Raw genomic sequence first — 14,176 nt, forward strand, 5'->3', positions numbered from 1 at the left:
GCGCCAGTGTTGCGCCCGGGAGGGTCGGTAACGGCCGGCCCGGTCAGCCCTGCACGGCGGCTGAACCGGCGCCGGTCGCCGCTTCATACCGCTGGTGCAAGGCCGCCAGGGCGCGGCGGTAGGCCGGGCCCACGTCGCCATGATGGCCTGCGGTGACCTTCAGGTCCTTCAGCAGGCCGTTATGCAGGCCGTAGACCCAGCCATGCACCGACACCTCCTGCCCGCGGGCCCAGGCGTCCTGCACCACCGTGGTCTGGCAGGCATTGCGGGCCTGTTCCAGCACATTGAGTTCACACAGGGCGTTCACGCGCTGGTCCTGCGGCAGTTGATCCAGCCACTCCTGATGATGGTTGCGCACGTCCTGCACATGGCGCAGCCAGTTGTCCGCCAGGCCCACGCGCAGGTCCTTCAGGGCGGCGCGCACGCCGCCGCAATTGCTGTGGCCCACGATGATGATGTGGCGCACCTTCAGCTCATCGACCGCAAACTGCATCACCGACAGGCAGTTGAGGTCGGAATGCACCACCACGTTGGCCACGTTGCGATGCACGAACAGCTCGCCGGGCAGCAGGTCCACCAGTTCGTTGGCGGGGACACGGCTATCGGCGCAGCCAATCCACAGGTATTGCGGGGTCTGCTGCTTCAACAGGCGGGAGAAGAAACCGGGGGTTTCGTCTTCCGTTTGCGCGGCCCAACGCTTGTTGTTGTTCAGCAGGTCTTGGAGTTCGTTCGTGCTCATGGCTGCGATTTTGTCACTGCGCGGCGGAAGGGCCGGTGCTCCGGCCGCGGCGACCCTCACATCGTCTCGGCGAACAGCTCGCGGCCGATCAGCATGCGCCGGATCTCGGACGTGCCCGCCCCAATTTCGTAAAGCTTGGCGTCACGCCACAGCCGGCCCAGGGGATAGTCGTTGATGTAGCCGTTGCCACCGAAGATCTGGATGCCTTCGCCGGCCATCCAGGTGGCTTTTTCAGCGCACCAGAGAATGACCGACGCGCAGTCCTTGCGCACCTGGCGCACATGGGCGCCGTCCAGCGCGTCGAGGTTTTTGCCCACGGTGTAGCAGAACGCGCGTGCGGCCTGCAGCACGGTGTACATGTCGGCCATCTTGCCCTGGATGAGTTGGAACTCGCCGATGCTCTGGCCGAACTGCTTGCGGTCGTGGATGTACGGGATGACGTTGTCCATCACCGCCTGCATGATGCCGATGGGCCCGGCGGCCAGCACGGCGCGCTCATAGTCCAGGCCGGACATCAGCACCTTGGTGCCGCCGCCCACCGTGCCCAGCACATTCTCGGCCGGCACTTCCACATCCTTGAACACCAGCTCGCCGGTATGGCTGCCGCGCATGCCCAGCTTGTCCAGCTTCTGCGCGATGGAAAAGCCCTTCATGCCCTTGTTGATCAGGAAGGCGGTCATGCCGCGGGCACCGAGTTCGGGTTCGGTCTTGGCGTAGACCACCAGGGTGTCGGCGTCCGGGCCGTTGGTGATCCACATCTTGCTGCCGTTGAGCAGGTAATAGCCGCCCTTGTTGTCGGCGCGCAGCTTCATGCTGACCACATCGGAGCCGGCGCCCGGCTCGCTCATGGCCAAAGCGCCCACATGTTCACCGCTGATCAGCTTGGGCAGGTATTGGCGTTTCTGGGCGTCGGTGCCATTGCGCTTGATCTGGTTGACGCACAGGTTGCTGTGGGCGCCATAGCTCAGGCCGACGGACGCAGAGGCCCGGCTGATTTCTTCCATGGCCACCATGTGAGCCAGGTAGCCCATGCCGGCGCCGCCGAATTCCTCCGGCACGGTGATGCCCAGCACACCCAGGTCGCCCATCTTGCGCCAAAGGTCCATGGGGAACTGGTCGCTGCGGTCGATCTCGGCGGCGCGGGGGGCGATTTCCGCATCGGCGAAGGCCCGCACGGTGTCGCGCAGGGCTTCAATGTCTTCGCCCAGGAAAAAGTTCAGGCCAGGCAGGTTCATCGGTTGTCTCCTCGACCGCCTCTGCCGGCCAGAGGCCGGGCAGGACAGATTCTTTGATGTTTCGAGCTGGGGTTACGGCCGGGCCGCGCGCGTTGCCAAACGTCGGACCGACATGCGCGGACCGTCGGCCCGACAGTCCGCCAGACAGTCCGCCCAGCATTCCGCCGAAAGCGAAGTTGTATGACGCGCACGGCACAGCATTAACGTTCACGTCAATTCTAAGGTGAGTGAAGGCGGGTTGGGCGTAGCGCAAAACTACTTAATGGCGGGGGATGGGAAAAGCAGTCTCGGATGGGACGCTTCGCGACCCGGCAGCAACCGCCGCCGAACAGAATCAGGCCGAAGCGATGGCTTCCAAGGCCTGTCGGAGCGGTTCCGACGCGTTGTAGAGCGGCACCGTCCCCTTCAGCAGCACCTGGGCGCTTCTCTGGTAGGCCGCCGAAGCAATGGTGATCTGACCCGAGTCGGCAGACGCGACCACGGTGGTGGACAGCACCCCGGCAGGATTCTCGATGTTGACGCTGAATTCGCGCAGGGTGGCAGACGCCACTTTCGGCGCCAATTCATGGGCGACCGAACCGGGGATCAGGGTGGCAGACGCCAGGCAGCAGCCGCCCGACACGGCCAGCGAGGCATGGGCGGTCTGCGGCGTGAAATAGCGGACGGCCAGATCGGCGCTCCCACGCGCCGGGCCCACGATGCAGACCTTCGGAATGGTCTCGCTCAGTGCCAACTGCTCGGCGGTCATCAGGCCGCCGTCCTTGCGGCGCAGCTGCATCCGCAGCCCAGCCTCCACCCACAGCGACTTCAGCCGCTGCAGGAAGGCGGTGTCGGTTGACAACTCCTGAAGGGACTCATGGGCCGTCTTGCCCAGGTCCTGTGCGCGGATGATGAGCATCGGCACCGCCACGTCCACGCAACTGACCTGCACCCCATCGATCACATCCCGCGCCTGTCCGGTGGGCAGCAGGCGTCCGGTCTTGGCTCCGGCGGGTGCGTGCAGGAAAAGATCCACGGCCGGGTGCCGGCCCATCACGCCGGGAATCTCGGCCTGGACCCAGGGGCCCTCGGGGGACAGCGTCATGCGGGAGGTCGTCAGCACGCCGGTGTTGGTGTTTCTGATCTCCAGCGCGGTCGCTCCCTGGGCGGGGAGATCCACCAGGCCGGTGTCCATTGCCCAGAGTTGCAGAGCGGAAGACATGTTGCCGCAGTTCACGCTCCAGTCGATGCGCCCATGGTCGGGCGCGAGTTGTGCCAGGGTGCTGACCAGGCGAACGCCGGAGGCGCCTTGCTCCAGGTCTGCAAAGAAGACCTTGTTGCTGGTGGCCGTGCCTCGACCCAGGCCGGTGGCCTGCTTGTTGCCGGGCCGCTCGCCGTGGGCGGGAACACCCATCAAATGGCGCAGGAGCTCCTCCCGCAGCGCCTCGTCCCTGGGGGCGATCGGTTCCCAGATCACCAGGCCTGTGGAGGTTCCGCCACGCATGTGGTGGATCGGGAATTCCCAGGTGCAGTGTCTGAGTTGAGGACGGGGGAGAGAGCGCGTGCGGTGATCCATCCATATAGCTTAGCGGGACCGGAATGGCGGCTTGCCCCGTTCCGGCCTGCGAGCATCAACGCTTCACAGCGGCGTCAGGTGCGGGGTGGCGATGAAGTTCCACAACATGCGCTTCCGGTTGACGACGGGGGGCCGCCCCTCTTCAAAGGAAGTTGCCGCGCATCAAAATAGATCAATCACCGCATCCCCGGAGGGTCACAAAAACCTCTCCAACAACTTCCTCGACCCCCGATCCAGCGCGAACCGGTCCGGCACCAGGAAGTGAATGCCGTGGCTGCTGGCAATCAGCAGCCGCCCTTCGCCCAGCCGACGAATGTCTTCCTCGCTCTTGAGGATGAACGCAGTCTCGCCGCGGTCCGTCTCCACCGTCCATTCACTGGGCGTGGAGAACGTGGACACGTTCACCAGCCGCAGCACCGTCGGCATCAGCTCCCGCGTCGCGAATTCTTCCTTCAACAGGCTGCGCACCGCCTCCGGCTGAAGGTCCAGATGGTCGATCCAGGCAATCTCGTGGCCATCCTCGCCCACCAGCGCAATGCCTTCATCCGGCGCGCTCAGCGGGTGCGCCCGAACCGGCGTCACGTTCTCATGGGTGCGACCCTGCAGGTCCACCAGCAGCAATCGGCCCAAGGCATTGCGGGCCAGGTGTTGAATGTTGCTCATCAAAGGCTCCCGGCTTCAGGCGTTGGCAGTGTGGGCATTGGCATTGGGCGGCACGATCACCACCGCCTCCTCGGCCTCCTGGTCGACGCGGCGAGCCTGCGCCTCCCACAGCCGCCAGTACGCGCCCTGCTTGGCAATCAGCTCGTCATGCGGGCCCACTTCCACAATCTCCCCGCGGTCCATCACCACCAGCCGGTCGGCCTTGCGCAGCGTGGAGAGGCGGTGGGCAATGGCAATCGTCGTGCGGCCCCGCACCAGGTTGTCCAGCGCCTTCTGGATTTCCTTCTCGGTCTCGGTATCCACCGCCGACGTCGCCTCATCCATGATCAGGATGCGCGGGTCGATCAGCAGCGCCCGTGCAATCGAGATGCGCTGGCGTTCACCGCCGGACAAGCCCTGACCCCGTTCGCCCACCAGCGAGTCATACCCCTGCGGCAGCCGCAGGATGAACTCGTGCGCATGCGCGGCCCGCGCCGCCGCCACGATCTCCTCGCGAGTCGCGTCCGGCTTGCCGTAGGCGATGTTCTCCGCAATGGTGCCGAAGAACAGGAACGGCTCCTGCAGCACCAGGCCGATGTGCCGACGGAAATCCGCCAGGCGGAAGCGGCGCAGGTCCACCCCATCCACCTTGATGGCGCCTTCGGTCACGTCGTAGAAGCGGCAGATCAGATTGACCAGCGTGCTCTTGCCCGAGCCGCTGTGGCCCACCAGGCCGATCATCTCTCCGGGCTTGATCTCCAGATTCAGGTCCCGGATGACCGTGCGGTTCCCGTAACGGAAACCGATGTCCTGCAAGGTGATGCCGCCGTCCACACGCTCCAGCTTCACCGGATGGGTGGGTTCGGGCACGTTGGATTGGTGGTCCAGGATGTCAAAGATGCGCTTGGCACCGGCCGCCGCCTTCTGCGTCACGGACACAATGCGGCTCATCGAATCCAGCCGCCCGTAAAAGCGCCCGATGTAGGCCAGGAAGGCGGTCAGCGTACCGACCGTGATCTGCGAATGGGCAATCAGGTAGATGCCGAACGCCCAGACCACCAGCAGGCCGATTTCCGTCAGCAACGCCACCGTGGGCGAGAACAGGCTCCAGGTCTTGTTCAGCCGGTCGTTGACGGCCAGGTTGTGATCGTTGGCCTGCTTGAACCGCTGCGCCTCACGACGCTCCTGCGCAAACGCCTTCACCACCCGGATGCCGGGAATGGTGTCGGCCAGCACCGAGGTCACCTCGCCCCACACCCGGTCGATCTTCTCGAAACCCGTGCGCAGACGGTCCCGCACCAGGTGGATCATCCAGGCGATGAAGGGCAGCGGCACCAGGGTGGCCAGCGCCAGCCACGGGTTGGTGCTGAACAGGATCACGGTGATCATGCCCAGCATCAGGCAGTCGGTGATGAAGTCCAGGGCGTGCAGTGACAAGAACACGCTGATCCGGTCGGTCTCCGAACCGATGCGGCTCATCAGGTCGCCGGTCCGTTTGGTCCCGAAATATTCCAGGGACAAGCCCATGAGGTGTTCAAAGGTGGTCGTTCGCAGGTCGGCCGCAATCCGTTCGGACACCAGCGCAAGGATGTAGGTCTTGGCCCAGCCCAGCACCCAGGACACGATGGCCGCGCCCAGCAGGCCGCTGAGGTAGAGCACCACCAGGCTCGGGTCGATCTGCTGCCCCTGCTGGAAGGGAATCAGCACCTTGTCCATCAGCGGCATGGTCAGGTAGGGGGCCACCAGCGTGGCGCCGGTCGCCCCCATCATGAGCAGGAAGCCCAGCAGCAACTGCCCCTGGTAAGGCCGGGCGAAGCGCCACAGCCGCAGCAGCACCCAGGTAGAGGGGGGTGTGTGCAGTTCGCGGGCGCAGCTGGGGCATTCCTCACTGTCTTCGGGCAGCACGGCCTGGCAGCTCGGGCACAGTTCCGGCTCCTCGCTCTGGGTCCCGGCCGGTTCCCCGCGGGTGTTGAAGGCGTCCTGGAAGCGCTGGGCCTGCAGGTTCACCCGCATGGTGAACCGCCAGGCGCCCAGGCGCTGCTGGCCGTCGGTCAGTTCCAGCAGCCCCACGCCGGATTGATCGGTGAGCAGCAGGCGCAGCGCCGGGGTCAGCGGCCATTCCTGAGCCACCTGCCCGGCTTCCCAGGCCAGCAGACGCTGATCCGTGAGTTGCAGCACGCCCGGGGCAAAGCGCAATTGGGTGTCGAGGTCAACCTCCAGGGCGGCCCGGACGTTCTCGCCAGGGCGCAGGCGCTCTTGGAGGGCCTCCGCCGCCGGACTGGCCGACACGACAGGATGTGAATGCTGCATTTGTGATTGTTCTGAGGAAATGACCGTAACGGTATGGCAGGATTTTCCCCCAAGGAAACTCCCCCAGACCGTCCGCGGTTGACCCTGGCCCCCGAAGCCACGGTTTCTTGAGCGCACAATTGCGCTTTGCCCTTTCTTCCGGTAGCCGGTCCCCTCTTCCACGTCTCCCCCCAAATGAGCCGACACGACGACATCAAGCTCCTGCGCATCAACTACCTGCGCGGCCCCAATATGTGGACCTATCGCCCGGTGCTGGAAACCTGGCTGGACCTCGGGGACCTGGAAAACCACCCCTCCCACCTGCTGCCCGGCTTCACCGAGCGGCTCACCCAACGCCTGCCGGCCCTGGTGGAGCACCACTGCGGCGTCGGTGAACGCGGCGGTTTCCTGCAGCGCCTGACCGAAGGCACCTGGATGGGCCATGTGCTGGAGCATGTGGTCATCGAGCTGCTGAACCTCTCCGGCATGCCCACCGGCTTCGGCCAGACCCGTTCCACCAGCACCACCGGTGTCTACCGCATGGTGTTCCGCGCCCGGGACGAACAGGTGGCACGCGAAGCCCTGGCCCAGGGCCATGCGCTGCTGATGGCCACCATCAACGACCAGCCCTTTGACGTGGACGCCGCCGTCCATGCGATCCGGGACAAGCTGGACGACTGCTACCTCGGCCCCTCCACCGCCGCCATCGTGGCCGCCGCCACCGATCGCCGCATTCCGCACATCCGCCTGAACGACGGCAACCTGGTCCAGCTGGGCTATGGGGGCCGCCAGCGCCGCATCTGGACGGCCGAGACGGACATGACCAGCGCCATCGCCGAAGGCATCGCGCGGGACAAGGACCTCACCAAGGACCTGCTCAAGGCCGTGGGCGTGCCGGTGCCGGCCGGCCAGGCGGTCAAAACGGCCGAAGAAGCCTGGGAGGTGGCGCAAGACCTGGGCCTGCCGGTGGTGATCAAACCGTCGGATGGCAACCACGGCCGGGGGGTCACCCTGGACCTGCGTCGGCAGCCCGATGTGGAAGCCGCCTTCCATCTGGCCGATGCCGAAGGCTCTGAAGTGTTGGTTGAAAGCTACATCCCCGGCATGGAACATCGCCTGCTGGTGGTGGGGGGGCAGGTCGTGGCGGCTGCCCGTGGCGAAGAAGCCTGGATCACTGGCGACGGCACGCACACCGTCATCGAACTGATCGACCTGCAGATCAACACCGACCCGCGCCGCGGCCTGACCGAAGATTTCCCGCTCAACCGCATCAACATCCGCGAGGACGCGGTGGTGCTGCTGGAACTGCAACGCCAGGGCCTGACCGGTGACGGCATCCCTGAAGCCGGCCGCCGGGTGCTGATCCAGCGCAACGGCAACGTGGCCATCGACTGCACCGCGCAAGTCCATCCGGAAGTGGCCCATGCCGTGTCGCTGGCCGCCCGCACCATCGGGCTGGACATTGCCGGCGTCGATCTGGTCACCAGCGACATCAGCAAGCCGCTGTCCGAAACGGGCGGCGCGATTGTGGAAGTCAACGCCGGCCCCGGCCTGTTGATGCACCTGAAGCCGGCCGAGGGCATGCCCCAGCCGGTGGGCCAGGCCATCATCGACCATCTGTTTGCCGAGGACGAAAACGGCCGCATCCCCATCGTGGGCGTGGCCGGTTCGCGCGGCACGGCACAGGTGTCCCGCCTGGTGGGATGGCTGCTGCACCTCAATGGCCGCCATGTGGGCCTGGCCTGCGGTGACGGCCTGTTCCTTGGCACCCGCCGTGTGGAACGCAAGCCCAGCGCCCATTGGGCCGCCGGCCATCGCCTGCTGATGAACCGCTCGGTGGATGCCATCGTGGTGGAAAACAGCGCCGGCATCATCCTGAGCGACGGCCTGGCCTACGACCGTTGCCAGGTGGGTGTCATCACCGACATGGGCCGGGTGCCCGAGCTGGACAACCACGACATCCTCACCGAAGACCAGCTCTACAAGGTGTTGCGCACCCAGGTGGACGTGGTGCTGTCCGACGGCATGGCCGTGCTGAACGCCGAAGAGCCGCGCCTGGTGGACATGGCGCCGCTGTGTGACGGTGATGTGGTCTTTTATGCCCGCGACGCCGCCCACACCGCGCTGGTCGACCATCGCGCCAAGGAAGGCCGCTGCGTCTTCCTGCAAGGCGGCGCGGCGGTGCTGGCGCAAGGCAGCTCGGAAACCTCCGGCGCCAATGTGGACAGCCTGCAAGCCCGCTTCAAGGCCATCGGCCAGAACATCAGCGCCGAATCGGTGCTGGCGGCCGTGGCCACGGCCTGGGCGCTGGGCATTTCCCCCGAACTGATTGCTGCCGGTCTCGACACGTTCGTGCCCGAGCTGCCCCAATAAAAGAACAGACGAACGGAAGACGACAGATGGAAGTCTCTCGCACCCGCGCCCTTCGCGGTCCCAACATGTGGAGCCGCCATACCGCCATTGAGGCGGTGGTCCACTGCAGCGAAGCGGAACGCACGATTGCCGACATGGCTGGTTTCGAGGCGCGCCTGCGCGCGCTCTTCCCCGGTGTGGGCCCGCTGCGGCCCGCCAGTGCCGCCAAGACCCCGATCTCCCTGGCCCATGTGCTGGAGCAGGCCGCATTGGCACTGCAGGCCCAGGCGGGCTGCCCGGTTACCTACAGCCACACCCACACCACCTCGGAAGCGGGCACCTATCAGGTGATCGTTGAATACAGCGAGGAAGACGTTGGCCGCATGGCCTTCGACAAGGCGGTGGAACTCATCAATGCCGCGTCCACCGGCGGCACTTTCGATGCCGACGGCGCCGTGCGTGCGCTGCGCGAGACGGATGAAGACATCCGCCTCGGCCCCTCGACCGGCTCTATCGTGGACGCCGCCTGCAAACGCGGCATCCCCTTCCGCCGTCTCACGCAGGGCAGCCTGGTGCAACTGGGCTGGGGCGTGAAGCAGCGCCGCATCTGGGCCGCCGAAGTGGACGCCACCAGCGCCGTCTCCGAATCCATTGCCCAGGACAAGGACCTCTCCAAACGCCTGCTGCAGTCGGCCGGCGTGCCGGTGCCGGTGGGTGCGCCGGTCAGCACGGTGGACGAGGCCTGGGAAGTGGCCCAGGACATCGGCCTGCCGGTGGTGGTCAAGCCGCTGGACGGCAACCAGGGCAAGGGCGTGACGGTCAATGTGGCCTCGCGCGCGCATCTGGAAATTGCCTACAAGGCGGCCGAAGAGATCGGCACCGTCATGGTCGAGAAGTTCCTGCCCGGCAGTGACTACCGCCTGCTGGTGGTGGGCGACAAGCTCGTGGCCGCCGCCCGCCGCGATCCGCCCAATGTCATCGGCGACGGCACCCACACCGTGCGTGAACTGGTGGCCAAGGTCAATGAAGACCCGCGCCGCGGCGACGGCCATGCCACCTCGCTGACCAAGATCCGCCTGGACGACATCGCCATTGCCCGCCTGGACCTGCAAGGCCTGACACCGGACTCGGTGCCCGAGAAGGGCCGCCGCGTGATCCTGCGCAACAACGCCAACCTGTCCACCGGCGGCACCGCCACCGACGTCACCGACGATGTGCATCCCGAAGTAGCGGCACGCGCCATCGCTGCGGCCCAGGTGGTGGGCCTGCATGTCTGCGGTGTGGACGTGGTGGCCGAAAGCGTGCTGCGTCCGCTGGAAGAGCAAAACGGCGGCATTGTGGAAGTCAATGCCGCGCCGGGCCTGCGCATGCACCTGAGCCCGTCCTACGGCAAGGGCCGTGACGTGGGTGAAGCCATCATTGCCAGCCTCTACGGCCACGGCTCGCGCGGCGACAAGGGTGAAGACGGCCGCATTCCCATCGTGGCAGTGACTGGCACCAACGGCAAGACCACCACCTCCCGTCTGGTGGCCCACATGTTTGCCACGCAGGGCCTGCGGGTGGGCATGACCAACACCGACGGCGTGTATGTGGACGGCCGCCAGACCGACAGCGGCGACTGTTCCGGCCCCAAGAGCGCCCGCAATGTGCTGATGCACCCGGATGTGGAAGCCGCCGTGTTCGAAACCGCCCGGGGGGGCGTGCTGCGCGAAGGCCTGGGCTTTGACCGCTGCCAGGTGGCGGTGGTGACCAACCTCGGTGAGGGCGACCACCTCGGCATGAACTTCCTCAACACCGTGGAAGAACTGGCGCTGGTGAAGCGGGTCATCGTGCAGAACGTGGCGCCCAACGGCTACGCGGTGCTGAACGCGATGGACCCGGTGGTGGCCAACATGGCCGCCGTGTGCCCTGGCCAGATCATCTTCTTCGCCAGCGACCGCCATCATCCGCTGATGGCCACCCACCGCGCGCAGGGCAAACGCAGCGTCTACGTGGACGGCGACAACCTGGTGGCCGCAGAAGGCGCCTGGCGTGAATCCATTCCGCTGCGCGACATCCCCTTCACCCGGGGCGGGGCCATCCCCTTCCAGGTGGAGAACGCCATGGCGTCGGTGGCGGCAGCCTGGGGCGTCGGCCTGGATTGGGACACCATCCGCCGCGGGCTGGCCAGCTTCATGAGCGATGCCGACAGCGTGCCGGGCCGCTTCAATGTGATGGACTACCGCGGCGCCACCGTGATTGCCGATTACGGTCACAACGGTGACGCCATGAAGGCGCTGGTGGCGGCCGTGCAAGCCCTGCCGGCCCAACGCCGCTCGGTGGTGATCTCGGGCGCGGGCGACCGCCGTGATGAGGACATCCGGGTGCAGACCCAGATCCTCGGCGCGGCCTTTGATGACGCCCTCCTGTTCCAGGACGCCTGCCAGCGCGGCCGTGAAGACGGTGAAGTGCTGGCGCTGCTGCGTCAGGGCCTGGAAGGTGCGAGCCGCACCCGCCATGTCGAAGAGATCCGGGGCGAATTCAATGCCATCGACCGGGCGCTGGAGCGCCTGCAGCCGGGCGACCTCTGCCTGGTGCTGGTGGATCAAGTGGAAGAAGCGCTGGCTCACCTGGCCCAGCGCATCAAGGAAGCTTGAACCCGCGCCGCCTCGCCGCCGGTCCCCGCCGGTCCGGCCCGGGTCGGCAGCGCGGGCTGCTGTCCCTGCCGGGGGCCCGTGACGCCTCACTGGGCTGGTTGGTGCGCCACTGGCGCTTCTGGCCGGTGCACTGGTGGAACGGCCTGACGGTCGCCCTGGGCGTGGCGATGGTGCAGGTGGTGGTGTCGCTGCTGGCACCGCCGTCGCTCTCGCACATCGCCTCCCAACTGGCCATGGCCTGCGCCATCTGCGCCAGCATGGCCGATCTGCCAGGCAAGCTCAGCCGGAATTTCAAGCGGGTCGCCCTGGGCGGTGCCCTGGCCCTGCTGGCGGTGGTCTCGGTGGCCCTGCTGCGCCATCACCATGGATGGATGGGCCTGCTGGTGGCGGTGTTCGCCTTCTGCAGTGCCTTGATGCTCAGTTGGGGCTTGCGGGCTTCGGCCGTGTCCTTTGCGCCCATCCTGGCGATGGTGTTTGCACTCGCCTGGCCGCCCCTGCCGCTGCCGGTGGTGATGAGCAGCGGCGCTGCGGGCATTGGTTTGTATCTTGGCTGGGCCCTGCTCAGCGGCGCGGTGCTGCAACGCCGCTTCCGACGTTTGGCGCTGGCCGAAGCCCTGCGTGGCCTGGCCCAGCTGCTGCACGCACGCGCAGAACTGGTGGGCAGCGGCGGCGCTGCCCACGCCATGCAGGACTGGCTGGGCAATGAGGCCCAGCTCGCCGAGGTGCTGCAAACCGCGCGGGACCAGGTGTTTCCGCACGCGGAGGACGACCCGCGCAGCGTGGCCGTGCTGCTGCATGTCATCGAGCTGCGCGACCTGATGCTGGCCAGCCGGCTGGATCTGGAGCTGATCGGCGAAGACCCGGTCGGCCAGCAATTGCGACGCTCACTGGTGGAGCGCCTGGACTCCCTCACCCACGCCCTGGAGCGCTGCCGTGACACGCTGCTGAGCGAACGCTCACTCGGCGCGCTGGTGCTGCCGCCGGTGGCCTGGCCGTCGGTCCCTGCCCAGGACCCGCGCGCCCGGCTGCAGGCCCTGCTGCAGGACCGGCTGGCACATCTGGACGGCGAAGTCCTGTCCATCGCCCGTGCCCTGGACGGTGGCCTGCCGCTGCCGCCCCTGCCGCTGGATCTCGCGCAACTGCAGCAGTTCGTGACGCCGGAGGGATGGCCCATGGGTCTGCTGAAGGCTCAGCTGCATCTCGATTCACCGGTGCTACGCCATGCGGTGCGCAGCCTGCTGGCGCTCTCCAGCGCTTATTACATCGCGCTGGCCCTGCCCTGGTCCTCGCATCCGCACTGGCTGGTGCTCTCCGTGGCGGTGGTACTGCGCGGCACGCTGGACCAGACCCTGGCCCGGCGCAATATGCGGGTGCTGGGCACCGCCATCGGCTGTGGGCTGATCCTGCTGCTGTCCCAGGTGCAGAACCTGCTGCTGTGGATCATCGTGCTGCAGGTGGCCGTGGGCATTGGCCATGCCTTCATTACGCGCCGCTATCTGATCACCGCGATTGCCGCGACCGTCATGGCGCTGCTGCAAGCCCATCTGGCCGACCCCACCCATGGTGTGGCGGTGGTGGAGCGCCTGGCCGACACGGTGCTGGGAGCCGCCCTGGCCTGGGCCTTCAGTTATGTGCTGCCGGCCTGGGAGCGGCGCCACCTGCCCCGTTCGGTGAAGCGAGCGCGCAGCGCCTTGCAGCTGTATGTGAAGAAGGCCATGACGGCGGAATTGACCCCGGCCGGCGCCCTCAGCCAACGGCTGGCGCGACGGCAGGCGTATGACGCCTTGGCCGCCCTCTCCGCCGCCCTGCAACGCAGCGCCGCCGAGCCTCGCCGGGTGCGTCCGCCGCTGCAGGACCTCAACACCATGCTGGACCACGGCTATCGCCTCATGGCGCATTTGTCGATGATGCGCCAGACGCTGATGCGCCGCGCCGATGAACTGGGGCCGGAAGGCCTGGCGGAACTGCCGCCCTATGCGCGCCGGCTGCAGCGTGCGCTGGAAGGCCAGGAGCCGGTGCCCCCCACCTTGCAAACGCTGCAGGACTGGAGCCTGCTGCCGGACGTCGGCCCGCGAGAGAACCTGCGGCCCTGGATGCGTCGCCGCCTTCAGGTCAGCATGGACGACGCCGCTCGGGCCGGTCAGGCCGCCGCCTCCACCCTTGTCGCCATGGGCGCCGAGCTGGCGAGCGAGACGGTGCAGAGCAGCATCAATGTCGAGTGATCAGTTCAGGCTGACCTGAATCTTGCGCGGCTGTGCATGCGCGGCCTTGGGCAGGCGCACCTGCAGCACCCCGTTGGTCAGTTCGGCGCGGATCTGTTCGGCGTCCAGTTCCTTGCTCAGGGTGAACGCGCGGCGGTAATGCTGGCGGGTGACCTCGGCATGGCCGGCGCGCAGGCCTTCGGGCATGTCCAGGCGCATCTCGGCCTCGATGATCAGCTGGTCGCCATCCACACGCAGGTTCAGCAGCTCGCGGGGCACGCCCGGCAGATCGGCATACAGCGTGATGCCTTGGGCATCCTCGATCACATCCACCGGCGGCACCAGGGCCAGGTCGTCACGCTGACGGCTGCTGGCCTGGGAGGCCGGACGGGTGGCTGCCGAGCCAGCGGCAGTGGGCGGCACCTGAGCGGCGACGGCCGGATGGACGGTGGAAGGGGCTTGAACGGCTTGAGTGCTCATGATGTGTGTGCTCTTGAAAACGGTGGGGGGAAAGTCGCCGACAGGCG

At 66.9% G+C, this 14,176-nt stretch carries 9 protein-coding genes; 3 read left to right on the forward strand and 6 right to left on the reverse strand.

Going from position 1 to position 14,176, the window contains the following annotated elements:
* Positions 1 to 43: 43 nt before the first annotated feature.
* The 5 genes from can to OU995_RS01170 form a co-directional block, all read right to left on the reverse strand.
* Entirely contained in the window at positions 44 to 739 is a 696-nt protein-coding gene (gene can / locus OU995_RS01150) for a carbonate dehydratase (RefSeq protein ID WP_267833515.1), read from the reverse strand.
* Between the two features lie 56 nt (positions 740 to 795).
* The gene (locus OU995_RS01155; RefSeq protein WP_267833516.1) at positions 796 to 1,974 is read right to left on the reverse strand and encodes an isovaleryl-CoA dehydrogenase; all 1,179 of its coding nucleotides are present in this window, start codon (positions 1,972 to 1,974) and stop codon (positions 796 to 798) included.
* Positions 1,975 to 2,308: 334 nt separating this feature from the next.
* Positions 2,309 to 3,457, reverse strand: coding sequence for a PrpF domain-containing protein (locus OU995_RS01160; RefSeq protein ID WP_267833517.1), 1,149 nt, complete (start codon positions 3,455 to 3,457; stop codon positions 2,309 to 2,311).
* Between the two features lie 267 nt (positions 3,458 to 3,724).
* Positions 3,725 to 4,192 carry a DUF1854 domain-containing protein gene (locus OU995_RS01165; RefSeq protein WP_267833518.1) on the reverse strand — a complete coding sequence of 156 codons (468 nt, stop codon included), beginning with the start codon at positions 4,190 to 4,192 and terminating at the stop codon, positions 3,725 to 3,727.
* A 15-nt stretch (positions 4,193 to 4,207) separates the two neighbouring features.
* On the reverse strand, positions 4,208 to 6,481 hold the full coding sequence (locus OU995_RS01170) for an ABC transporter ATP-binding protein (RefSeq protein WP_267833519.1): 2,274 nt from the start codon (positions 6,479 to 6,481) through the stop codon (positions 4,208 to 4,210).
* A gap of 174 nt (positions 6,482 to 6,655) precedes the next feature.
* On the opposite strand from OU995_RS01170, the gene cphA (OU995_RS01175) reads away from it, so the two are divergent.
* The 3 genes from cphA (OU995_RS01175) to OU995_RS01185 are packed head-to-tail and all read left to right on the forward strand — an operon-like array spanning position 6,656 to position 13,670.
* Complete coding sequence (cphA, locus tag OU995_RS01175) at positions 6,656 to 8,833, forward strand: cyanophycin synthetase (RefSeq protein WP_267833520.1); 2,178 nt, start codon at positions 6,656 to 6,658, stop codon at positions 8,831 to 8,833.
* A gap of 26 nt (positions 8,834 to 8,859) precedes the next feature.
* The gene (cphA, locus tag OU995_RS01180) at positions 8,860 to 11,448 is read left to right on the forward strand and encodes a cyanophycin synthetase (protein WP_267833521.1); all 2,589 of its coding nucleotides are present in this window, start codon (positions 8,860 to 8,862) and stop codon (positions 11,446 to 11,448) included.
* The gene (locus tag OU995_RS01185) at positions 11,445 to 13,670 is read left to right on the forward strand and encodes an FUSC family protein (RefSeq protein ID WP_267833522.1); all 2,226 of its coding nucleotides are present in this window, start codon (positions 11,445 to 11,447) and stop codon (positions 13,668 to 13,670) included. The genes cphA (OU995_RS01180) and OU995_RS01185 overlap by 4 nt, the downstream gene beginning before the upstream one ends.
* Here OU995_RS01185 and OU995_RS01190 read toward each other — a convergent pair whose 3' ends face one another.
* A complete protein-coding gene (locus OU995_RS01190; RefSeq protein WP_267833523.1) occupies positions 13,671 to 14,129 on the reverse strand; it encodes an Hsp20/alpha crystallin family protein in 459 nt (152 codons plus the stop codon).
* Positions 14,130 to 14,176: the final 47 nt, after the last annotated feature.

This window comes from Roseateles sp. SL47, from assembly GCF_026625885.1.
Taxonomy (GTDB): Bacteria; Pseudomonadota; Gammaproteobacteria; order Burkholderiales; family Burkholderiaceae_C; genus Roseateles.